The following is a 22,115-nucleotide window of genomic DNA, read 5'->3' as shown; positions in this document are numbered from 1 at the left end:
ATCCCTGCTGTCGGTCGAGAACACGACCGGGGTCGCCGCCCCGGGAGGTGAAGCCCTGTGATCGCCACCGCCCAGCGGCACCTGCTGCTGAACATGACCGCCAACGGATCGCTCGCGATGCCGGGCCAGGAACTCTTCGTCGTCAGCCGCGGTGAAGGACCGTACGTCGACGACGCGGAGGGCAACCGCTACATCGACGGCATGTCGGGGCTGTACTGCTGCCAGCTCGGCTACTCCTACGGCCCCGAGTTCGCCGAGGCGGCGGAGAAGCAGCTGCGCGAGCTGTGCTTCAGCCCGCTGTGGACCGGCTCCGCGCACCCCTCGGCCATCGAACTCGCCGAACGGCTCTCCCGGATCGCCCCCGTCGACATCGAGCACACCTTCTTCTCCAGCGGCGGCGCCGAAGCCGTCGAGACCGCGTGGAAGATCGCCCGCAGCTACCACGCCCTGCGTGGGGAGCCGGGCCGGGTGAAGGCGATCGCCCGGCATGGCGCCTACCACGGGCTGACCGTCGGCACGCTGTCGTTCAACGACGACCCCGGGCTGACGGAGCCGTACGGCCCGCCGGCGATCGACACCCGGTTCGTGTCCAACACCAACCGGTTCGGTCTCGATCCGGAGTTCGCGAACGACGGTGTGTACACGGCGCACCTGCTCGCCGAGCTGGAGGCCACGATCCTGGCCGAGGGCCCGGAGACGATCGCCATGCTGATCGCCGAGCCGGTGCAGAACCGGGGCGGCTGCATCACCCCGCCCCAGGGCTACTGGCAGGGGCTGCGGGCGCTGGCCGACCGGTACGGCTTCCTGCTCGTCGCCGACGAGGTGATCACCGGCTTCGGCCGGATCGGCGAGTGGTTCGGCGGGGACCGCTACGGCGCCCGCCCGGACATGGTCACCGTCGCCAAGGGCATCACCGCGGGATACGCCCCCCTGGGCGCGACCCTGATCGGCACCAAGGTCACCGAGGTCATCAACCGGCCAGGCGCCCTCCTCAACCACGGCTACACCTTCGCCGGGCACCCGCTGAGCACGGCCATCGCCCTGCGCAACCTCGAGATCATGGAGCGGGACCGGATCCTGGAGAACGTCCGCGGCCTCCAGAACCATCTCGCGGCGCGCATGAACACGCTCGTGGACCTGCCGATCGTCGGCGACGTCCGAGGCACCGGGTTCTTCTACTCCTGCGAACTCGTCGGCGACCTCGACGACGGCGGCTTCAGCGACACCGCCCGCGCCGACCTGATCGCCGACCTGATTCCGCGCCGGCTGCGCGAGGCCGGCCTCCTCGCCCGCGTCTACAACCGGTCCGCGCCACTGGTCCAGATCGCGCCCCCGCTGATCAGCGACCGCGCCCTTCTCGATGCAATCGCCGACATCCTCGCGCAGACCCTCGCCGAGGCGTCCGCCCGCATCTGATCCACGTTTCGGAAAGGAACGACATGTACTCCATCGGTCCACTGACCGTCGCCCCCGGCGAGCGAGCCCAGGGCCTCATCCCGGTCGGTACCAGCAGCTACGGCGTGGAGTTGGGCATCCCGCTGATCGTCGTCAACGGCGTCCAGGACGGCCCGGTCCTGTGCGTGGACGCGGGCGTGCACGGCGACGAGTACGACGGCCAGGAAGCCATCCGGCGAGCCTTGGCCGAGATCGACCCGGCCACCCTGCGCGGCACCGTCGTCGGTATCCCCTGCATGAACACCCCTGCCTTCGAGGCGGCCGCCCGCGCCAGCGGCATCGACCACCTCAACCTCAACCGCATCTTCCCGGGCGACGCCGAGGGCTCGTACTCGCAGCGTCTGGCCGCCACCTTCGTCGAGCAGGTCGTCCCCGCCGTCGACGCCGTGGTCGACCTGCACACCGGTGGCGCCTACGGCGAGATCGCCCCGCTGGTCATCCTCCAGGGCGGCTACGAGGACCTGGCGACGGACCTCGCCCTCGCCGCCGGGCACGAGCTGGTGTGGAAGGGCGGCAAGTGGGGCGGCACGGTCCGCCACCCCGTCCTCGCGGCCGGCAAGCCGGCCATCACCATCGAGTGCGGTGGCGCCACCTACCGCGAGACCAACGTCGAGCACCACATGAACTCGATCCGCAACATCCTGCGCAGCCTCGGCATGACCGACGGCGAGGCGGAGTTCCGGGACACCTACACCACCGTCTCCGGCACGTTCGCCCGCTCCGCCTCCGGCGGCTTCTTCGTCGCCCGCGCCGAGCCGGGGGAGACCTGCAAGGAAGGCGACCTGATCGCCACCATCACCGACCACTACGGCAACATCCTGGAGGAGGTGACGGCCCCGCAGGAGGGCATCGTGCTCTGGGTCCGCCGGATCCGTACGGTCCGCCCGGGCGACGAGGTCGTCATCTTCGGTGAGGTCCTGGGGGAGATGCGGCCATGACCGGCGAACTGCGGCTGACCGAGCTGCTGATCGACGGCAAGCAGGTGCCTGCCGCCGACGGTCGCTCCTTCGCGGTCCTCGACCCGTCCGACGGGACGACCATCGCCCAGGTGGCGCTGGCGGGCAAGGCGGACGTGGACCAGGCGGTGGCGGCGGCGCGCTCGGCCCTGATCTCCCCCGAGTGGGCCCGCATGCGGGCCGCCGACCGGGGCCGGATCCTCTACCGGATCGCCGAGGCCATCCGCTACCAGGGCGAACGGCTGGCCCGCCTGGAGAGCCAGGACGTCGGCAAGCCGCTCCGCCAGGCCAAGGCTGATGTCGAGGCGGCGGCCCGCTACTTCGAGTTCTACGCGGGCGTCGCCGACAAGCTCGGCGGCACGACGATCCCTCTCGGCCCGGGCCTGATCGACTACACCGTCCGCGAGCCGATCGGCGTCTCCGGCCAGATCATCCCGTTCAACTACCCGCTCCAGAACACCGCTCGCGGGTCCGCCCCGGCACTGGCCGCGGGCTGCACGGTGGTGCTCAAGCCCTCGCCCGAAGCCCCGCTCACCCCGCTGGAGATCGGCAGGATCGCCCTGGAGTGCGGTCTTCCGCCGGGCGTCCTGAACGTGGTCCCCGGCGACGGCGAGACGGGTGCCGCCCTGGCCGGCCACCCGGACATCAACCAGGTCACCTTCACGGGCTCGGTGCCGACCGGCATCAAGGTGGCCCAGGCCGCCGCGGCCAACGTGGTGCCCTCCGTCACCGAGTTGGGCGGCAAGTCCCCGGTCGTCGTCTTCGCCGACGCCGACTTCGACCTCGCGCTGACCGCCGTCGCGGCCTCGGCCTTCGGCAACGCCGGCCAGACCTGCTCGGCCGGCACCCGGCTGCTGCTCCAGCGCGGCGCGGAGGAGTTCCTCGACAAGCTGGTCGCGTACGCCGCCGACCTGCGCGTCGGCCCGGGGCTCACCGACCCGGACATCGGCCCGCTGGTCGCCGCCCGGCAGCGCGACCGGGTCCTCGGCTACCTGGACCTGGCCCGCGAGGAGGGCGCCGTGGCACGGGCCGGCGGAGGCGCTCCCTCGGACCCCGAGCTGGCCGACGGCTACTTCGTGGAGCCGACGGTCCTGACCGGACTGGACAACCAGGCCCGGTGCGCTCGCGAGGAGATCTTCGGCCCCGTCATCACCGTCATCGAGTTCGACGACGCCGACGAGGCCCTGGACATCGCGAACGACAGCCCGTACGGCCTGGCTTCGTACGTCTGGACCCGCGACATCGACAGGGCGATGCGGCTCGCCGAGGGCATCCGGGCCGGCCAGGTCTACGTCAACGCCACCGGCGTCGGCACCGGCGTGGAACTCCCCTTCGGCGGCTACAAGCACAGCGGCTGGGGCCGCGAGAAGGGCCTCGCGGCACTCGACAGCTACACGCAGACCAAGAACGTCTGCATCGGCTTCGGGAACCGGTCATGAGATACCGCACGCTCGGTGAACGCGGCCCGGCCGTCTCCGTGGTGGGCGTCGGCGGCAACAACTTCGGCTCCCGCCTCGACGAGGAGGGCACAACGGCCGTCGTACACGCGGCACTTGATGCCGGGATCACCCTCTTCGACACCGCCGACATGTACGGCGGTCGCGGTGACGGCGAACGGCTCCTGGGTGCGGCGTTGAAAGGCCACCGCGACGAGGTAGTTCTGGCCACCAAGTTCGGCATGGAGATGGGAGCGGAGGCGGACCGATACGGCCCGCGCGGCTCCCGCCCCTACATCCGGTACGCCGTCGAGGCGTCCCTGCGCCGCCTGGGCACCGACCGGATCGACCTGTACCAGTACCACGAGCCGGACGGCGTCACCCCGCTGGAGGAGACGGTCGCCGCGCTCCGAGAGCTGGTGGACGAGGGCAAGGTCGGCCACCTCGGCTGCTCCAACCTCCCCGCCGAAGACCTCACCGACGCCTTCGTGTCGGCCCAGGCCCGCTACCACCTGCTCGACCGAGGCGTGGAGCGGGACCTGATCCCGGCCTGCCTGCGCCACGGCGTCGGCCTGCTGCCGTACTATCCGCTGGCCAACGGCCTGCTCAGCGGCAAGTACCGGCGCGGCGAGGAGCCCCCGCCCGGCAGCCGCCTGTCCTGGCGGCAGGGCTGGCTCACCGACGCGGCCCTCGACAAGGCCGAGGCGCTCACGGCGTACGGCGCCGAACGCGGCCTGACCCTCCTCCAGGTAGCCGTCGGCGCACTGGCCGCCCTCCCAGCCGTCGGCTCCGTCATCTGCGGCGCCATGACCCCCGACCAGGTCACCGCCAACGCGGCGGCGGCCGACTGGATACCGAGCCCGGCCGACCTGGCCGCACTCGACGCGATCGTCACCCCCGGCGAACGCGTCGTCTGAAGCCCCACCCCATGGAAATCCGGAACCCCCGAGACTGAGGCGAACACCATGCGAGAGATCGTCACCTTCGACGCCTATGCGACCCTGATCAACTTCGAACTCGCCCCCACCACCCTGAAGGTCCTCGAGGACCGGCTGGACCTGGACAACCTGGACGTCGACGAGTTCCTCGACGACTTCCGCGTCATGCGCTTCCAGGCCGTCCTCGAGGCCTACCGCCCCTACCACGAGATCCTGCACTCCAGCCTGCGCAACGCCATGCGCCTGCACGGCCTGGAGTACCGCGAGTCCGACGGCGACGCCCTCGTCGAGGCCGTCCCCACCTTCGGCCCCTGGCCGGAGGTCCCGGACGCGCTGCGCGCCCTGAAGACCAAGTACGAGATCGCGATCATCTCCAACACGGACGACAACCTGATCGCGCGCAACGTGCAGAACATCGGCGTCGAGTTCGACTACGTCATCACCGCCCAGCAGGCCCGCGCCTACAAGCCGGACCGGCAGACCTTCGAGTACGCCTTCAAGACCATGGGCGTCGAGCCGTCCCAGGTCATCCACACCGCCCAGGGCTGGGAGTACGACCACATCCCGACCCGCGACCTCGGCCTGAAGCGCCGGGTGTGGATCAACCGCTACGGCCGCCTCGGCAGCGCCGACTACCAGCCGTACGACGAGCTGCCCGACCTGTCGGGCCTGCCGAAGCTGCTCGGCTGCTGACACTCCCGGACCCAAGCGACGTATGTGAGGACGCACGCCATGAAGCAGATCCCTTACTGGCTGGACACAGCCCCCGCCCTGCCCGACCGTTCCGGCAAGGACCTGCCCGACGAGGCGGACGTGGTGGTGATCGGCGGCGGTCTCACCGGGCTGTCCACCGCCTACCACGCCGCCCGCAAGGGCGCCAGGGTCGTCCTCGTCGAGAAGGACAAGGTCGGCTCGGGCGCCTCCGGCCGCAACGGCAGCATGTGCACCCAGGGCATCACCATCGCCCCCGCCGAGGCCCGCAAGCGCTACGGCCAGGAGCGGGCCCGCGAGCTGTACGACGCGTTCCGCGAGGCGGTGGACGTGGTCGAGGAGCTCACGGTCAGGGAGCAGATCGACTGCGACTTCCACCGCTCAGGGCGCCTCGGCGCGGTCTGCAAGCCCGGGCACTTCGAAGGCCTGCGGGCCAAGCAGCGCGACCTGGCCGACAACTTCGGCCACGAGACGATCGTCCTGAGCAAGAGCGAACTGCGGGCCGAGCTAGGCACCGACTACTACCACGGCGCCCTGCTCGACCCGGACAGCGCGGGCCTGCACGTGGGCAAGTTCGTCGGCGGCCTGGCGGACGCCGCCGAGCGGGCCGGCGCCGAGATCCACGAGCGCAACGCCGCCACCGGCCTCACACGCCTCCCCGGCGGAGGCTTCGTGGTGGAAACCCTGCACGGCACCATCCGTGCCAAGCAGGTCATGGCGGCGACGGACGCCTATACCGACAAGTCGATGCCGTGGTTCCGCAAGCGGCTGATCAACGTCGGCAGCTTCATCATCGTCACCGAGCCGCTGGGGGAGGCACGCGCCAAGGAACTCATCCCCAACGGCCGCCTGCTGGTCGCCCACAAGAACGTCGGCCACTACGTCCGCCTCACCCCCGACAACCGCCTCGCCTTCGGCGGCCGGGCCCGCTTCGCCCCCTCCAACCCCGCCTCCGACGTCAAGAGCGGCGACATCCTCAAGCGCGAGATGACCGAGATCTTCCCGCAGCTGGCGGGGGCACGCATCGACTACGTCTGGGGCGGCACGGTCGGCTTCTCCTGGGACCGCATCCCGCACGCGGGCGACGTCAACGGCCTCTACTACTCCATGGGTTACTGCGGCCACGGCGTCCAGATGGCCACGTACATGGGCCGCGCCGTCGCCGAAATGATGGACGGCAAGCCCGACGCCAACCCCCTACGCGGCCTCGGCTTCCCCAAGGTCCCCGTCCCCTTCTACAACGGCACCCCCTGGTTCCTGCCGTTCGGCGGGGCCTACTACAAGGCGAAGGACAAGCTGCTCTGATCCGCGGCGGACGACGGCGTCCGTTCAGATGTCCCGGAAGATCTCGATCTGCGCCCCCACCGAGTTGAGCCGCTCCGCCAGATCCTCGTACCCCCGGTTGATGACGTACACGTTTCGCAGCACGGACGTGCCCTCCGCCGCCATCATCGCCAGCAGGACGACGACGGCGGGGCGCAGGGCCGGCGGGCACATCATCTCGGCGGCGCGCCAGCGGGTGGGGCCCTCGACCAGGACGCGGTGGGGGTCGAGCAACTGGAGCCTGCCGCCGAGGCGGTTGAGGTCCGTCAGATAGATGGCCCGGTTGTCGTAGACCCAGTCGTGGATGAGGGTCTTGCCCTGTGCGACGGCGGCGATGGCCGCGAAGAACGGGACGTTGTCGATGTTGAGGCCAGGGAACGGCATCGGGTGGATCTTGTCGATCGGCGCCTCCAGCTTGGAGGGCCGGACGGTGAGGTCCACCAGCCGGGTACGGCCGTTGTCGGCGACGTACTCCGCCGACCGGTCGTGGTCGAGGCCCATCTCCTCGAGCACCGCTAGCTCGATCTCCAGGAACTCGATCGGCACCCGGCGCACCGTCAGTTCCGACTCCGTCACCACGGCGGCGGCCAGCAGGCTCATCGCCTCGACCGGGTCCTCGGAGGGGGAGTAGTCGACATCGACGTCGATGGTCGGCATGCCGTGCACGGTGAGCGTGGTGGTGCCGATGCCCTCGACCTTGACGCCGAGCGCCTCCAGGAAGAAACAGAGGTCCTGGACCATGTAGTTGGACGACGCGTTGCGGATGACGGTGACGCCGTCGTGCCGCGCGGCGGCCAGCAGCGCGTTCTCGGTCACCGTGTCCCCGCGTTCGGTCAGCACGATCGGCCGCACGGGGGAGACGGACCGGTCCACCTGGGCGTGGTACAGCCCCTCGGTGGCGGCGATGTCGAGCCCGAAGCGCCGCAGGGCGATCATGTGCGGCTCGATGGTCCGGGTGCCCAGATCACAACCGCCCGCGTACGGCAGCTTGAAACGGTCCATACGGTGCAGCAGCGGACCGAGGAACATGATGATCGAGCGGGTGCGGCGGGCCGCCTCGGCGTCGATCGCCTCCAGCTCCAGCTCGGCCGGCGGCACGATCTCCAGGTCGACCCCGTCGTTGATCCAGCGGGTGCGCACCCCGATCGAGCCCAGCACCTCCAGCAGGCGGTACACCTCCTCGATGCGCGCCACCCGACGCAGCACCGTGCGCCCGCTGTTGAGCAGCGAGGCGCACAGCAGTGCCACGCACGCGTTCTTGCTGGTCTTCACGTCGATGGAGCCGGACAGCCGACGACCGCCGACCACCCGCAGATGCATCGGGCCCGCGTAACCCAGAGACACGATTTCGCTGTCCAGCGCCTCACCGATGCGGGCAATCATCTCAAGGCTGATGTTCTGGTTGCCCCGCTCGATGCGATTCACCGCACTCTGACTGGTGCCGAGCGCCTCGGCGAGTTGTGACTGCGTCCAGCCCCGATGTTGCCGGGCGTCACGGATGAGCTTGCCGATGCGTACGAGGTAGTCGTCTGCCATGAGGTTGAGGTTATCTCAGATATGAGATGGCGCCCGTTGAGGGGGCCATTCGGGTGACGGCTCGTCAACGCCGCCGAGTGGTACGGGTACGACGCCACCCGAAAGGTCCGGGCAAATCCACTGATGTCGTACGACGTCCTGTGCTGCTGCGTGTGTGCCGGGGGCCGCGCCCGCCACCGGTCGTGATGGACCACGAGCGCCGGTTGATGTTCAGTCGCACCCCCGGCAGGATCCGGAAACTCTTGCGGAATGTGAGCGGCATCAGCGTCTCCCTTCGGGAAAGGCCGGGTGGTCCCGGTTCACCTCGGATACCCCGACTTCGCGCACTGATGGGCGAACTCGACCGGTTCCTCGAAGCCGGTCGCTGTCACGGGACCGGCCCGTACGGTGCGGTTGCGCGGCTGTCCGGTGTGAACTCCGGTGGACACGGCGGCAGTTGGTGTGACTCACATCACTTCTGGCTACTCTTGGTGCGGAGTTGCCATCCGTGTCACTCTTTTTGGACACCTTCCCTGCCCAAAAACAGTCCCGTGGCAGCGGATTGTGATCTTCTGAGCGCTCGCCGACTCCGGCCATGGCCGTGACATGTGATGCGGGCCTGCTCACTGATTTCTCGCCGTCCGGCTTTCCGGCGGAATTGCCTCATCCAGCTTTTGCGATATCCCTTTTCCCGATCTCTCGCCGTATGCGGCAGTGCCGTGCGACCTGCAACGCGCTGCCGGGAAGTGGAGATGCCCGTGAAGATATCCGTGTCCGGAACCTACTCCTCAGGCAAGACGTCGACGGTGATGGCACTGTCGTACTACACCGGTGTACCCCGCTCGCTCGCCCGGACGATCAGGGAGATCATGCCGGAGGCTCTGCCGGGCGTGAAGCTCGCGGACGTGACGCCGGCGCAGTTCCTCCAGCTCACCATGCGCCGCCACACCGGCCGCGCCGTACAGGAAGCCCTGCTCGGGGACCACTTCATCTCCGACGGGTCCTCCCTCCAGGAATGGCTCTACGGCGCGGCCCGGCTCCGGTACGGCATGAACCCCAACGCCGACGCCGGGAACGAGGGCGGCCCGGCGACGGCGACGCCGGAGGAGATGGCCTTCTTCGGCAAGGTCGTCGAGCAGTACGGGCACGCCTTCAAGCAACACGTCAAGGCCACCTACGACGCCTATGTCCACCTGCGCCACGAACTGCCGATCGCCGCGGACGGCCACCGGCCGATGAACAACGACTTCCGCGCGACCGTCGACAAGATGCTGCTCGCCACGCTGGACGAGCTGGAGATTCCCTGCCACGTGGTCAGCGGCTCCATGGCGGAACGCATCGAGACCATAGCCCGGATCTTCGACTGGACGCCCGTCATGAGCACCGCAGAGGCCATCGAGCGGGCCCGACACGACTACGGCCGGCAGGACTTCCGAATGGAGCACGAGCGGGTGCCGGCACGCGCGTGAACTGCCCTCACGACCAAAGGAGAACACCCGATGGAAAAGCCGCCGACCATCGCCGTCGCCTACCACTCCGGCAGGGGCCACACCGATGTACTGGCGCAGTCCGTCCGAGTCGGTGCCGAGGCCGTGGGCGCCGGAGTGACCATGGTGACCGTCGACGCCATGGATGACGCCAAGTGGGAGACCCTCGACAACGCCGACGCGATCGTCTTCGGGGCGCCCACCTACATGGGATCGGCGTCGGGAAAGTTCCACACCTTCGCGGAGTCGACCAACAAGCGCTGGGCACGGCAGGCCTGGAAGGACAAGCTCGGGTCGGGGTTCACCATCGGCGCCTGCAAGGCGGGCGACAAGGACTCCACCCTCGGCTATTTCGCAACCCTCGGCGCCCAGCACGGGATGATCTGGGTCAGCCTCGGCCTGCTCCCCGGCTGGCACCTCAGCCACGAGAGCGAGAGCGACCTGAACCGGCTCGGCTACTTCAACGGCGCCGCCGCCACCACCCCGGGCGACCTCCCCGCCGACGCCGTGCACAAGGCCGACATCGCCACCGCCGAGCACCTCGGCGAGCGCGTCGCCCAGTTGACGGCGATCCACCTCGCGGGGCGTGCCGCCCTGTCCGCCGAGTAGCGCCCTTCCCGCCAAGTAACCGACAGACGGAGCGAGTCGACATGACGACAGCGCAGCCGACCACCACCGGGGCGATCGTGGACGCGTTCTTCGAGAGGTACGCCTCCGGCGATCTGCCCGGCCTGCTCGAGCTGTTCGCCGACCGCGTGGACTTCCGGGTGGCCGGAAGCCCGCACGTGCCCTGGACCGGCACCAGGTCCACCCGGCGGGAGATCGCCGAATTCTTCGAGACCTTCCCCAAAGTGCTGACCGCGCCGCAGAGTTTCACGCTGCACGCCCGCATGGTCGACGGACAGCACGCGGTGGTCACGGCCGAGTCCGTCTTCGGCGTCCTGGCCACCGGAAAGACGTTCGCCAACGCCTACGCGCTGCACTTCTCCGTGGTGGACGGGCAGATCACCCGATACCACACGTACGAAGACAGCTACGCGATCGCCGAAGCCTTCATCCCATTCAGCGGCGAGCGCGCCGAGCGCTCCTCCAGCTGAACTCGGAGGCGGTTCATCGGCGGGAACAGGAGTACCCTGTGCCATCCCTGGAACTCGCGTCCATCGACGATTTCCTCGGCCCACGAGAGAGCAGATTCCTCGGCGAGGGATTCAAACGGGTCGAACACTCGCTGACCGATCTCACGATATCGCCGGGAGCCGACGACGCTTCGGGTATCGAGGCCACGGCCCATGTCGCCATTCCGGGCCTGTGGTCCCGCAAAGGCGACCAGAACCAGAAACCTCATCTCAGCTCCATCGATGTGATGCTCTTCGCCGCCCGGCTCACCGGTCTGTACGCGGCCCACACGTACGGCCTCGCCCCCGACGCCCGGTTCGAGGTGCGGTCGGTCGATATGAAGGCCGGCTCCGGCCCGGACGAGGAGGGCTTGGCGGAGCTGCCGGTGAGCGGTCGGCTGGTCGCCGCCGAGACGCGCGGCGAGGAGTGGTCGACCACCCTGGACTGCCGTGTCGGCTCGCTGTCGGCTCGCGTGCACGCCCGGCACGCCGCGGGCTCTCACCCGATCGGCACCCGCCGGACCTACTACCTGGCGGAGGAACTGCCCGGCCCCTGGAACGACGCGCCCTACGGCGTTCGGCATGGTGCGCGGCAACAGTTGCTCACCGGCGTGAACGTGACGGGCGACAACGAGGACGACCTGCGGGCGACCGCCCGGGTCGCGCTGGTCCCGGACGGGGCGGAGGCCGCCCAGGACGACGCCCCGGCCACCATGATCGATGCTTTGGTCACCGCCATGCAGCTCGGTCAGGTCCTGCTCTACACGCTCGACGGCGTCGAGCGTGTACACAGCAACAACCTCTGGATGCGACGGGCCCGCATCACGGCCGGCGGCACCGCACCGGCCCGGTCCGACGGCGAGGTGACGGCCCGTCTGGAGCAGGCCCGGTTGCTGCCCGCCCCGTCCGGAACATGGCGGTCGGCCGAGGTGGTCGGAGCCCTGCACGGCGTACGGACCCGGGTCGGCGTCGCGCATCTTCTCAACTCGCCCGCGCGGAACGGCAGCCGGGGAGATGAGAGGCGGTGAGCGCGCCCGCTGCCGTCCTCGCCGGACTGGGCGGCTATGTGCCGCCGCGCACCGTGACCAACGAGGAACTCTCCCGCCGGATGGACACCAGCGACGCATGGATCGTCCGGCGCACCGGTATCCGGAAGCGGCACTGGGCCGATCCCGGCGTGGCCACCAGCGACCTCGCCGTCGAGGCGGGCCACCGGGCACTGAAGTCGGCCGGGGCCGCTGCACCCGACGACATCGGCATGGTGGTCGTGGCCACTGCCACTCCCGACCAGCAGATCCCCGCCACCGCACCGGACGTGGCCGCCCGCCTGGGCCTCGGCCCGGTCGCCGCCCTGGACGTGGCGGCCGGCTGCTCGGGGTTCGTGTACGCGCTCGCCACCGCGTCCGCCGCCCTGGTGGCCGGGTACGCCGAGCGTGTTCTCGTCATCGGTGCGGAGACGTTCCGCCCCTTCCTCAACCCCGCCGACCGCAGTACGGCGGTGATCTTCGGCGACGGTGCCGGTGCCGCGGTGCTGCGCCGCGGAACCAGCGACGAGGCCGGTGCGGTCCAGAGCGTGGACCTGGGCTCGGACGGCGCCTTCAAGGACCTGGTCGCCCTTCCGGGGAACGGTTCCCGGCACCGCTCCACCGACCGTGCGCCGCACCCGGACGACCAGTACATCCGTATGAACGGCAAGGAGGTCTTCGTGCACGCGGTCCGCCGGATGGCACAGTCCTCGGCGGTCGCGCTCGCCCGGGCGGGCTGGAGCGTCGATCAGGTCGACCATGTGGTGGGCCACCAGGCGAATCTGCGCATCCTGGATGCGCTGGCCCGGCAGTTGGGCGTGGACAGATCGCGCGTGGTCACCCATATCGAGCAGGTGGGCAACACCTCGGCCGCCTCCATCCCGCTGGCCCTGGCCGACGCTGCCGCCCAGGGCCGGTTCCAGCCCCGTGACCGGCTGCTGCTGACCTCGTTCGGGGCCGGTCTGACGTGGGGTTCCGCGGCGCTCACCTGGCCGGAGATCACCCTCACCTGACAGCCGCCGTACCCCGAAAGGAAACGCCATGACGAGCCGTATCTCCCTCGAGCCCGAAGCAGTGCTCGACCTTCTCAGGACGCACTTCGACGTCCCCGCCGAAACGACTGCCGACACGCAGTTCCACAGTCTCGACCTGGACTCCCTGGTCCTGATCGAGTTGAGCGTCATCCTGACGAAGCGGTACGGCGTCCAGGTGGCCGGAGACGAACTGGCCACCGCCGGGACCGCCGCCAAGGCCGCCGATCTGCTGACCCAGAAGGGCGCCGCTGCCTGACGCGCGACGGCAACTTCGAGCAGAACGGTTCCCCCCTGGAAATCCCGGCGGCTGCGAGACAGCGGTCGCCGGGATTTTCACACGATGAACAACGACGCTTGGGAGAACGGAATGTCCGGACCGGTCAATGGGGAAGTCGATGTGGAAACGGTGTACTCGGCCATCGAGGAAGCCGCCGGCCTGCTCGATCTGCGCTGCTCGCCGGACACGGTCCGGCCGATCCTGAACGCGTTCGAGCCGTTCGAGGGCGGGATCATCTTCAGCGCCTCGGCCGGCGAAGGACACGCGGGAGATCTCGATCTCACCATCCAGGTGCCCCGAGCGATCGACGATCCCTACGCCCATGCGCTGGCGCACGGACTCGTGCCGCCGACCGACCATCCCGTGGGCGCACTGCTCTCGGACCTCCGCAAGCACTGCTCCGTCGACGAGTTCCTCATCGACTTCGCGGTTCTGGGCGGCTTCCACAAGATCTATGTGCACTTCCCCCGCGACGTGCAGGGAGTGTCCCAGCTCGCCGCCATCTCCTCCATGCCCCGTGCGCTGGGTGAGAACGCCGACTTCTTCGCCCGGCACGGCCTGGACGACGTCGCGATGATCTCGATCGACTACACGAACCGGACCGTGAACGCATACTTCACGTTTCCGGCCGGCCTGGAGGCGGCGACCGTCTCGTCGATCCTTCGCGACCTCGGGCTGCCGGAACCCGACGAAGAACTCGTGGAATCCGCACGGAAGACGTTCCGGGCCTACGTCACGCTGGGCTGGGACTCCGCACGGATCGAGCGGATCAGCTTCGCCCGCAGCCTCGATCTGGCAGTCGTCCAGCCCCGGGTGGAGCCGGAGATCGTGCGGTTCGTAACCGGCACTCCGTACACGTACGAAGGCGATCGCTTCAGCATCTCGATCGTCAAGTGGTCGCCCGACGGCGAGTGGTTCAACGTCGGGTCGTACTACCGATTCGGCCCGTTGCAGTGGGACGTACTGCGGAAGATCCTGAACTGAGCAGCCATGAGACACGACATCGTTTGCCAGGGTTCACCGAGACAGCGCAGGAGGCCTGGGCATGACCATTCCGCCCTCATGTACTAGAGTTATCTCGACATCGAGATATCTGCCGAGGCGTACCGCAGCCGCACGCGCTCTTCGGTCTTGCACTAAGGGTTACCTAACTTAGCCTTACCTTAGCGGATCGGCCAAGACGTCGTGGCGGCAGGATGCGGTGGGAACGCGCACATCAAAGAAGGAGACTGTCGTGTCGGCGAACAGCTTCGACGCCCGCAGCACGCTGCAGGTGGGCGACGAGTCGTACGAGATCTTCCGGCTGGACAAGGTGGAAGGCTCGGCCCGCCTTCCGTACAGCCTGAAGGTGCTGCTGGAGAACCTCCTCCGCACCGAGGACGGCGCGAACATCACCGCCGACCACATCCGCGCCCTCGGCGGCTGGGACTCGCAGGCCCAGCCGTCGCAGGAGATCCAGTTCACGCCGGCCCGCGTGATCATGCAGGACTTCACGGGTGTGCCCTGTGTCGTGGACCTCGCCACCATGCGTGAGGCCGTCAAGGCGCTCGGCGGCGACCCGGCGAAGGTCAACCCCCTCTCCCCGGCCGAGCTGGTCATCGACCACTCGGTCATCGCCGACAAGTTCGGCACGAACGAGGCCTTCGCGCAGAACGTCGAGCTGGAGTACGGCCGCAACCGCGAGCGCTACCAGTTCCTGCGCTGGGGCCAGACCGCCTTCGACGACTTCAAGGTCGTCCCGCCCGGCACCGGCATCGTCCACCAGGTCAACATCGAGCACCTCGCTCGGACCGTCATGGTGCGTAACGGCCAGGCCTACCCCGACACCCTCGTCGGCACCGACTCCCACACCACCATGGTCAACGGCCTCGGCGTCCTTGGCTGGGGCGTCGGCGGTATCGAGGCCGAGGCCGCCATGCTCGGCCAGCCCGTCTCGATGCTCATCCCGCGCGTCGTCGGCTTCAAGCTGACCGGTGAGCTCAAGCCCGGCACCACCGCCACCGACCTCGTGCTGACCATCACCGAGATGCTCCGCAAGCACGGCGTCGTCGGCAAGTTCGTCGAGTTCTACGGAGAGGGCGTCGCCGCCACCTCCCTCGCGAACCGCGCCACCATCGGCAACATGTCGCCGGAGTTCGGCTCCACCGCCGCGATCTTCCCGATCGACGACGAGACCATCAAGTACCTGAAGCTGACCGGCCGCCCGCAGCAGCAGCTCGCCCTCGTCGAGGCGTACGCCAAGGAGCAGGGCCTCTGGCTGGACCCGAAGGCCGAGCCGGACTTCTCCGAGAAGCTGGAGCTCGACCTCTCCACGGTCGTCCCCTCCATCGCCGGCCCGAAGCGCCCGCAGGACCGTATCGTCCTCGCCAACGCCGCCGAGCAGTTCAAGTCGGACGTCCTCAACTACGTCGACACCGTGGACGAGTCGGGCAAGGAGTCCTTCCCGGCCTCCGACTCCCCGGCCGTCGCGCCCAACGGCGTGCCGTCCAACCCGGTCACCGTCACCGCCCCCGACGGCTCGACGTACGAGATCGACCACGGTGCCGTGACCGTCGCCGCGATCACCTCCTGCACAAACACCTCCAACCCGTACGTCATGGTCGCCGCCGCGCTCGTCGCGAAGAAGGCCGTGGAGAAGGGCCTGACCCGCAAGCCGTGGGTCAAGACCACCCTCGCCCCGGGTTCGAAGGTCGTCACCGACTACTTCGACAAGGCGGGGCTCACCCCCTACCTCGACAAGGTCGGCTTCAACCTCGTCGGCTACGGCTGCACCACCTGCATCGGCAACTCCGGCCCGCTGCCGGAGGAGGTCTCCAAGGCCGTCAACGACCATGACCTGGCCGTGACTTCGGTGCTCTCCGGCAACCGGAACTTCGAGGGCCGTATCAACCCCGACGTCAAGATGAACTACCTGGCGTCCCCGCCGCTGGTCGTCGCGTACGCCCTCGCCGGCTCCATGAAGGTGGACATCACGCGTGAGGCCCTGGGCATCGACCAGGACGGCAACCCGGTCTACCTGAAGGACATCTGGCCCTCCGAGGCCGAGGTCAACGACGTCGTGGCGAACGCCATCGGCGAGGACATGTTCAACAAGTCCTACCAGGACGTCTTCGCGGGCGACGCCCAGTGGCAGGCGCTGCCGATCCCGACCGGCAACACCTTCGAGTGGGACCCGCAGTCGACGTACGTCCGCAAGCCCCCGTACTTCGAGGGCATGACGATGGAGACCACCCCGGTCTCCGACATCACCGGCGCCCGCGTCCTGGCCAAGCTGGGTGACTCGGTCACCACCGACCACATCTCGCCCGCCGGTGCCATCAAGGCCGACACCCCGGCCGGCAAGTACCTCACCGAGCACGGTGTGGAGCGTCGTGACTTCAACAGCTACGGCTCCCGCCGAGGCAACCACGAGGTCATGATCCGCGGCACGTTCGCCAACATCCGCCTGCGCAACCAGATCGCGCCGGGGACGGAAGGCGGCTACACCCGCGACTTCACCGTCGAGGGCGCCCCGGTGTCGTTCATCTACGACGCCTCGCGCCACTACATCGAGCAGGGCATCCCGCTGGTCGTCCTGGCCGGCAAGGAGTACGGTTCCGGCTCGTCCCGTGACTGGGCCGCCAAGGGCACCGCGCTGCTCGGCGTGAAGGCCGTCATCGCCGAGTCGTACGAGCGCATCCACCGCTCCAACCTCATCGGCATGGGCGTGCTCCCGCTGCAGTTCCCGGAGGGCGCGTCCGCCGAGGCCCTCGGTCTGACCGGCGAGGAGACCTTCGACTTCACCGGCGTCGAGGAGCTCAACAACGGCACCACCCCGCGTACGGTCAAGGTCACCACCGACACCGGTGTCGAGTTCGACGCGGTCGTCCGCATCGACACCCCCGGTGAGGCCGACTACTACCGCAACGGCGGCATCATGCAGTACGTGCTGCGCAGCCTGATCCGCAAGTAGACGATCCGGTACGGCAGTTGAGGGGCCGCATCCCTGGCTGGACAGGGGTGCGGCCCCTCGCGTCATACCGTCACACCCAGCCGCGCTGCGCCGCCCGTAACCCCAGCTGGAAACGGCTCGCCGCGCCCAGCCGCTCCTGCAGTTCGCTCACCCGCCGACGCAGCGTCCGCAGGCTCACCCCCAGGTGCCGGGCCACCGCCTCGTCCTTCATCCCCGCGGCGAGAAGCCTCGTCAACGCCCGCTCACCCTCGGTGAGTTCGCCGTCGGCGACCGGCTGACCGAGCGGCGTCGCCTGCTGCCAGGCCAGCTCGAAGAGCTTCTGCAGCGCTTCGGTCACCGCCGAGTGCCGTACCACCGCCGCGCAGTAGCCGCCCGCGGCGGAGGCGGTCAGTGGCAGCATCGCCCTGCTGCCGTCGACCACCAGCAGTTTGACCGGCACGGTGGGCAACACCCGGGCCTGCTCGCCGAGTTCGACCATCTTCCAGGCGTGGTACAGCACGTCCGGGTCCTCCAGGGCGGTGGCCGCGTACACCGTGCGATAGACGATGCCACGGCTGAGCAGATCCGCCTGGAGGTCCAACTGCGGGGTGCGCGGGGCGAGATATGGGGGAGTGTCGAAGACGCACACCTCGTGCTCGGCGCGCGCGTAAAGCTCCTCCAGACGCGCGGCGTTGGCGCCCTCGCCCGCCACGACGTCGACCAGGCGCGACGGTTCCTCGCGCAGCAGCCCCGCCTCGTACGCCGTCGCCATCTCGTCGGCGGTGGCGGCGAGCAGCTCGGACTCGGTCTCGCGTCGCCGGATCAGGGCGCGGATCGCCACGCGCGGATCGACGGCCCGTAACCCGCCGGTGGAATCGGGCGGCTGAAGAAGACCGAGTGCGAGAAGCCGGTCGCAGGCCTCGCGCACCCGGCCCGGAGACGCATCGGTGAGCCGTGCCCAGCCGGCCGTGCCCGCATCGGGCTGATGGAGAATCGCCTGGTACAGCAGCTCGTCGAAGGCAGAGACCCCCACCGCGGCCCAGGGGCTCGCGGCGGGGGGCCGTCTTGGTGCAGGGCTCTGTCTGAGTGCCGAGTCGTATGCCGTGTTCACCATGGCCCGGCACGGTAGACGATCTGTGTTAAAGCTGTCGCACGGCTTTTGGCGGCGCTCCTACTTCAGGCCATACGCCCGCAGGACGGTCTGATCGACCTGGTCTCCGGCACCGTCGGAGGCCTGCACGCGCAGCGACACGAACTTCGCGCCCTTCGGGTGTTTGATCTCGGCCTTGCCCTTCCGGACCTTCGCCTCCTTCCAGGACGTTCCGTCGTCGTACGAGACCCAGGCCTTGAGGGACTTGGCCTTGACGCTCCCCTCCTGATCCCGGACGGAGAGCCCGAGCTCCAGCTTCCGCTTGGATTCGGCACGGTTGAGGAGGTCGAGCCCGTCCAGGTCATAGTCGACGGAGAGCAGGGGCAACGCCGTCTCCTCCTCGGTGCGCGCCGAGGTGAAGGACCATTCGGTGTGGGTGCTCGTCGAGTACGGCGTCCAGCCGGCCTTGCGCTGCGTGTCGAGCACGAAGCGGTACGAGGCCTTGGCCGCCGGGACGTCGAAGACGCCGTATCCGCCGACCGTCGAGTCGCCGATCAGCCGCCCGTCCGCGTAGAGCTTGCCCTGCGCGGTGTCGCCGGCGTCTCTGACGTACCCGTAGTGACCGGGCGTCGCGTCGCTGAACTCCGCCACCTGAAGGGTGAGTTTGTCGCCGGTGCGCTCCGAGAGGCCGTACTCGGTGCTCGTCGCCGGACGTACCACCTGGCGCAGCCAGTCCTCGCTCGGCTGGGTGCCCGCCTTGCCGTAGGTCCGCAAGGTGTTCCACTGGCCACCGAACGACTCCCAGGACGGGTAGACGGCGTGCCAGACGCGGGTATCGGGGCTCACGTTGAAATACTCGGTGCGTTCCCGGCCGAGTTGCATGTAGTCACTGGACTCGACCCCGACGAGCTGCCAGGGGCGGAACGTGTAGACGGTGTCCGCCCCCAGTTCGCCCGCCCTGCCCGCGTAGTACCGGCTCTTCACCTTCGCCGTGGTGGAGCGGTCCAGAGTGTACGTCTGGTCCGGCGAGATCGCTCCGGACTGCGGGAGGGTCACGTTGTACACGTACGGGCTGACCTCTGTTCCGCCCAGCTTGAGCGTGACCTTCTTGCCGCTCTTCAGCAGGGTGGTGAGCTTCTCGCCGTCCTCGCCGGTGGCGATCATCACCGGCATCGTCGCCTTGTCCACGGCCGTGAGCCAATGGCCGGCCTTCTTGCGATACGCGATCAGATAACTCGCGCCCGCCTCAGCCGCGTTGGCCATCGCCTCGTCCGGCCCCCACGTGTCGGCGGGGACCCCGACCACCACAGCCTTGCCCTTGACGTCGAGCCCTTCGAAGTCGGCCGCCGTGCCGGCGCCCGCGTCCACCGCCTGCACCTTGCGGTCACCGGTGATCTTCACCGGGAAGCCGTTGTACGTGTTGGCGTATTCGAGCGGCAGCGCGTACTTCTCGGGGCTGGTGACGCTCGCCGTCAACTCCTTGGCGTACAGACGGAACTTGGCGTAGAACTCGAGAGATCCCTCGGTGACCTTCTCGGTCGGCGCCACATAGATGTGCTCGGTCCAAGGGCCCTGGCTGTACGTCAACCCCCAGGAGCTGCCGGGCCCTTCGCGGTGCCAGGAGGTACTGAAGCCCTGGTGCTCGGCGTCCTCCTTGGTCTTCGGCTTGATCTCCACCGCCTTGCGGGCGTCGAGCGTGACCTCGGTGTCCCCGTCGACCTTGATCTCGGGGTTGCCGACGACCGACGTGCCGACGGCCACGCCGCCCGCGTCCTTGTCAGGGATCCAGGTGGCGATGGAGTACGTACCGGCCGGGACCTCCCAGGTCCCGGTGGCGCCCAGGGAGCCGTAGGCGTTGGCGTAGGCGCCGTTCAGCTCCTGCAACGTGTAGAGAGACCCCCCAGTGGTCGGCTTGCCGTCGCGGCCCACGAGGGAGACCTTCAGGTCGTACGTCTTCGGCGCCTTCTCGAAGCCGACACCCGTCGTGACCAGGATGCCGTCGGCGGTCGCGGTGATGTGGCCCGCGTACCGGCCCTGGGCTGCCTGCGCCGGGTCGACGCCGACCGGGACCGTGGCGGTGCTCTTCGCGGGCACGGTCACGGTGCCGGCCCCCAGGGTGACGTCGGCGAGGCTCGACGAGAGCTTCAACTCCACCGGTGTGTCAGTGGTGTTGGTGTAGGTGATGTCCTTGCTGCCGACCTCCGTGTCGCCGTCCTCGTACTTGCCGAAGCTCAGCGCCGAGGTCGCGAAGACGTTCTGAGTGACCGCCCGCACGGCGTCGACGCGGCCGTCTCCCTGCTCGAACACGGAGTTGTCGGCGTTCGTCTTCGCGGTACTGGCCAGGGCCTGCTTGATCTGCTCGCCCGTCCAGTCCGGATGGGCCTGCGCGACCAGCGCCGCCGCGCCCGCCACGTGCGGAGTCGCCATCGACGTGCCGTTGGCCGCCGTGTAGTTGTCGTCGAGCGGCGTGCCCATGGCGGTACCGGAGGCGCGGGCCGCTGTGATGCCCACGCCGGGCGCCGTGATCTCCGGCTTGACCGCGAAGTCGCCGAGGCGCGGGCCACGGCTGGAGAACGAGGCGAGCTTGTCGGACTTGTCGACGGCGCCGACCGTGAGCGCCGAGTCGGCGATGCCCGGCGTACCGACGGTCTGCGCCCGCGGGCCCGAGTTGCCCGAGGCGATCACGAAGAGGGTGCCGGTCGACGCGGACAGCTCGTCCACCGTCTCGCTCATCGGGTCCGAGGGGCCGGAGGCCGTACCGCCGAGGGACATGGAGACGATGTCCGCGCCGGAGTCCGCCGCCCACTGCATGCCGGCGATGATCCACGACGTCTGGCCGGAGCCCGCGTTGTTGAGGACCTTGCCGACCATCAGCTCCGCGCCCGGCGCCACACCCTTGAGCTTGCCGTCGGAGGCAGCGCCCGAGCCGGCGATCGTGGACGCGACATGGGTGCCGTGGCCGTGACCGTCCTGTACCTCCTGATCGGGCACGAACGTCTTCGAGTCCGTGATCTTGCCCGCGAGGTCCGGGTGTCCGGTGTCCGCGCCCGTGTCCAGGACGGCGATCTTGACGCCCTTGCCGTCGTAGCCCGCCTGCCACATCTCCGGGGCGCCGATCTGCGGGACGCTGACGTCGAGGGACACCTTGACCTTGGCGTCCAGCCAGAGCTTGTCGAGGCCGCCGTCGAGCTGCCTTGCCGCCTTGGTCGTGGGCTCGGCGGCGGCCGTGTTCTCGGCGTCGGGGGCGACGTCCGCCCAGAACTTCTCGGCGGTGGACTTCTTCGCGGTGAGCGCGGCGCCGTCGATGCCGGGCAGGGACAGCGTCCTGCGCGCGCCCTCGGGGATGGTGTTCCCCTGGCGGTAGGTGGCGATCAGCGGGATGGCGCCGGTCTTCGAGTCCGCGTACCCCTGCTTGACGAGCTGGGTGACGTTGAACAGGGCCGGGTCGAGACGGCCCGCCTGAAGCAGCGGGATCGCGTCGTCCGGTACGACGCTGACCTCGCCCTTCTGCTCGCTCGACAGGAAGGTGGCGAACTCGCGGCCCTTGCCGCGTCGGACGTCGACGGCGGACTTGCCGTCGGCGGCGGTGGTGAGGGTGACCGTGTCGCCGGTGATGAGAGTGACGGTCTGGGTGCTGGTGGTGCCTGGCGCGGTGGCGCTCGGCAAGGGCGTGGCGCCCGGCTCGGTGACCGGTGACTTGGAGCCGGCCGTCGCGGGGGTGATGGCCCCCGCGAGCAGTCCGGCCGCTCCTGCCACGGCCCAGAGGGCGTGGAGTCTTCGCATGTGTGGACTTCCTCCCCTGAACACTGAAGTCGCTTCCGG

Annotated in this window: 19 protein-coding genes; 14 read left to right on the top strand and 5 right to left on the bottom strand. The window is 69.1% G+C overall.

From position 1 onward, the window contains the following. The first annotated feature begins 93 nt into the window (after positions 1–93). The 6 genes from KCH48_RS35240 to KCH48_RS35215 are packed head-to-tail and all read left to right on the top strand — an operon-like array spanning position 94 to position 6,801. The gene (locus tag KCH48_RS35240; protein WP_210580970.1) at positions 94–1,416 is read left to right on the top strand and encodes an aminotransferase class III-fold pyridoxal phosphate-dependent enzyme; all 1,323 of its coding nucleotides are present in this window, start codon (positions 94–96) and stop codon (positions 1,414–1,416) included. Between the two features lie 23 nt (positions 1,417–1,439). Next, the gene (locus tag KCH48_RS35235; RefSeq protein WP_210580958.1) at positions 1,440–2,393 is read left to right on the top strand and encodes a succinylglutamate desuccinylase/aspartoacylase family protein; all 954 of its coding nucleotides are present in this window, start codon (positions 1,440–1,442) and stop codon (positions 2,391–2,393) included. Further along, the gene (locus KCH48_RS35230) at positions 2,390–3,850 is read left to right on the top strand and encodes an aldehyde dehydrogenase (RefSeq protein ID WP_210580956.1); all 1,461 of its coding nucleotides are present in this window, start codon (positions 2,390–2,392) and stop codon (positions 3,848–3,850) included. The genes KCH48_RS35235 and KCH48_RS35230 overlap by 4 nt, the downstream gene beginning before the upstream one ends. Next, positions 3,847–4,764, top strand: a complete 918-nt coding sequence (locus KCH48_RS35225; protein ID WP_210580954.1) for an aldo/keto reductase — start codon at positions 3,847–3,849, stop codon at positions 4,762–4,764. The genes KCH48_RS35230 and KCH48_RS35225 overlap by 4 nt, the downstream gene beginning before the upstream one ends. Before the next feature lie 48 nt (positions 4,765–4,812). Further along, positions 4,813–5,478, top strand: a complete 666-nt coding sequence (locus KCH48_RS35220; protein WP_210580952.1) for a haloacid dehalogenase type II — start codon at positions 4,813–4,815, stop codon at positions 5,476–5,478. A 39-nt stretch (positions 5,479–5,517) separates the two neighbouring features. Next, the gene (locus tag KCH48_RS35215; RefSeq protein WP_210580950.1) at positions 5,518–6,801 is read left to right on the top strand and encodes an FAD-binding oxidoreductase; all 1,284 of its coding nucleotides are present in this window, start codon (positions 5,518–5,520) and stop codon (positions 6,799–6,801) included. A 24-nt stretch (positions 6,802–6,825) separates the two neighbouring features. On the opposite strand, the gene KCH48_RS35210 is transcribed toward KCH48_RS35215, so the two are convergent. The 3 genes from KCH48_RS35210 to KCH48_RS43030 form a co-directional block, all read right to left on the bottom strand. Then, positions 6,826–8,355, bottom strand: coding sequence for a UDP-N-acetylglucosamine 1-carboxyvinyltransferase (locus tag KCH48_RS35210; RefSeq protein ID WP_210580948.1), 1,530 nt, complete (start codon positions 8,353–8,355; stop codon positions 6,826–6,828). Between the two features lie 64 nt (positions 8,356–8,419). Beyond that, the gene (locus KCH48_RS35205; protein WP_210580946.1) at positions 8,420–8,617 is read right to left on the bottom strand and encodes a DUF4236 domain-containing protein; all 198 of its coding nucleotides are present in this window, start codon (positions 8,615–8,617) and stop codon (positions 8,420–8,422) included. A 37-nt stretch (positions 8,618–8,654) separates the two neighbouring features. After that, the gene (locus KCH48_RS43030) at positions 8,655–8,783 is read right to left on the bottom strand and encodes a hypothetical protein (protein ID WP_282615222.1); all 129 of its coding nucleotides are present in this window, start codon (positions 8,781–8,783) and stop codon (positions 8,655–8,657) included. Positions 8,784–9,092: 309 nt separating this feature from the next. On the opposite strand from KCH48_RS43030, the gene KCH48_RS35200 reads away from it, so the two are divergent. The 8 genes from KCH48_RS35200 to acnA all read left to right on the top strand — a co-directional run bounded on the left by KCH48_RS35200 (position 9,093) and on the right by acnA (position 17,224). Next, positions 9,093–9,803, top strand: coding sequence for an AAA family ATPase (locus KCH48_RS35200; protein ID WP_307841039.1), 711 nt, complete (start codon positions 9,093–9,095; stop codon positions 9,801–9,803). Positions 9,804–9,833: 30 nt separating this feature from the next. Continuing rightward, positions 9,834–10,430 (top strand): flavodoxin family protein, encoded by a 597-nt coding sequence (locus KCH48_RS35195; RefSeq protein ID WP_210580942.1) that lies wholly within the window; start codon positions 9,834–9,836, stop codon positions 10,428–10,430. 41 nt (positions 10,431–10,471) lie between these two features. Beyond that, entirely contained in the window at positions 10,472–10,918 is a 447-nt protein-coding gene (locus KCH48_RS35190; protein WP_210580940.1) for a nuclear transport factor 2 family protein, read from the top strand. Positions 10,919–10,956: 38 nt separating this feature from the next. Further along, positions 10,957–11,964, top strand: a complete 1,008-nt coding sequence (locus KCH48_RS35185) for an AvrD family protein (RefSeq protein ID WP_210580938.1) — start codon at positions 10,957–10,959, stop codon at positions 11,962–11,964. Further along, the gene (locus KCH48_RS35180) at positions 11,961–12,974 is read left to right on the top strand and encodes a beta-ketoacyl-ACP synthase III (protein WP_210580936.1); all 1,014 of its coding nucleotides are present in this window, start codon (positions 11,961–11,963) and stop codon (positions 12,972–12,974) included. The genes KCH48_RS35185 and KCH48_RS35180 overlap by 4 nt, the downstream gene beginning before the upstream one ends. Positions 12,975–13,002: 28 nt before the next feature. Beyond that, positions 13,003–13,251, top strand: coding sequence for an acyl carrier protein (locus tag KCH48_RS35175; protein ID WP_210580934.1), 249 nt, complete (start codon positions 13,003–13,005; stop codon positions 13,249–13,251). Between the two features lie 84 nt (positions 13,252–13,335). Further along, complete coding sequence (locus tag KCH48_RS35170; protein ID WP_246886343.1) at positions 13,336–14,256, top strand: aromatic prenyltransferase; 921 nt, start codon at positions 13,336–13,338, stop codon at positions 14,254–14,256. Between the two features lie 250 nt (positions 14,257–14,506). Then, positions 14,507–17,224 (top strand): aconitate hydratase AcnA, encoded by a 2,718-nt coding sequence (gene acnA / locus KCH48_RS35165; RefSeq protein WP_210580931.1) that lies wholly within the window; start codon positions 14,507–14,509, stop codon positions 17,222–17,224. A gap of 70 nt (positions 17,225–17,294) precedes the next feature. On the opposite strand, the gene KCH48_RS35160 is transcribed toward acnA, so the two are convergent. Beyond that, positions 17,295–18,317, bottom strand: a complete 1,023-nt coding sequence (locus KCH48_RS35160) for a LuxR C-terminal-related transcriptional regulator (RefSeq protein WP_210580929.1) — start codon at positions 18,315–18,317, stop codon at positions 17,295–17,297. 57 nt (positions 18,318–18,374) lie between these two features. Continuing rightward, entirely contained in the window at positions 18,375–22,076 is a 3,702-nt protein-coding gene (locus tag KCH48_RS35155; protein ID WP_210580927.1) for a S8 family serine peptidase, read from the bottom strand. Positions 22,077–22,115 lie beyond the last annotated feature (39 nt).

Origin of the sequence: Streptomyces sp. GESEQ-4 (genome assembly GCF_017948455.1) — a bacterium.
Taxonomy (GTDB): Bacteria; Actinomycetota; Actinomycetes; order Streptomycetales; family Streptomycetaceae; genus Streptomyces.
This window is presented reverse-complemented; position numbering and strand designations above follow the sequence as displayed.

Excerpts from the sequence above, each read along its gene's own strand:
- KCH48_RS35240 (WP_210580970.1), top strand. The coding sequence starts at position 94 with ATGACCGCCAACGGATCGCTCGCGATGCCGGGCCAGGAACTCTTCGTC.
- KCH48_RS35235 (WP_210580958.1), top strand. The coding sequence starts at position 1,440 with ATGTACTCCATCGGTCCACTGACCGTCGCCCCCGGCGAGCGAGCCCAG.
- KCH48_RS35230 (WP_210580956.1), top strand. The coding sequence starts at position 2,390 with ATGACCGGCGAACTGCGGCTGACCGAGCTGCTGATCGACGGCAAGCAG.
- KCH48_RS35225 (WP_210580954.1), top strand. The coding sequence starts at position 3,847 with ATGAGATACCGCACGCTCGGTGAACGCGGCCCGGCCGTCTCCGTGGTG.
- KCH48_RS35220 (WP_210580952.1), top strand. The coding sequence starts at position 4,813 with ATGCGAGAGATCGTCACCTTCGACGCCTATGCGACCCTGATCAACTTC.
- KCH48_RS35215 (WP_210580950.1), top strand. The coding sequence starts at position 5,518 with ATGAAGCAGATCCCTTACTGGCTGGACACAGCCCCCGCCCTGCCCGAC.
- KCH48_RS35210 (WP_210580948.1), bottom strand. The coding sequence starts at position 8,355 with ATGGCAGACGACTACCTCGTACGCATCGGCAAGCTCATCCGTGACGCC.
- KCH48_RS35205 (WP_210580946.1), bottom strand. The coding sequence starts at position 8,617 with ATGCCGCTCACATTCCGCAAGAGTTTCCGGATCCTGCCGGGGGTGCGA.
- KCH48_RS35195 (WP_210580942.1), top strand. The coding sequence starts at position 9,834 with ATGGAAAAGCCGCCGACCATCGCCGTCGCCTACCACTCCGGCAGGGGC.
- KCH48_RS35190 (WP_210580940.1), top strand. The coding sequence starts at position 10,472 with ATGACGACAGCGCAGCCGACCACCACCGGGGCGATCGTGGACGCGTTC.
- KCH48_RS35175 (WP_210580934.1), top strand. The coding sequence starts at position 13,003 with ATGACGAGCCGTATCTCCCTCGAGCCCGAAGCAGTGCTCGACCTTCTC.
- KCH48_RS35170 (WP_246886343.1), top strand. The coding sequence starts at position 13,336 with ATGAACAACGACGCTTGGGAGAACGGAATGTCCGGACCGGTCAATGGG.
- KCH48_RS35160 (WP_210580929.1), bottom strand. The coding sequence starts at position 18,317 with ATGGTGAACACGGCATACGACTCGGCACTCAGACAGAGCCCTGCACCA.
- KCH48_RS35155 (WP_210580927.1), bottom strand. The coding sequence starts at position 22,076 with ATGCGAAGACTCCACGCCCTCTGGGCCGTGGCAGGAGCGGCCGGACTG.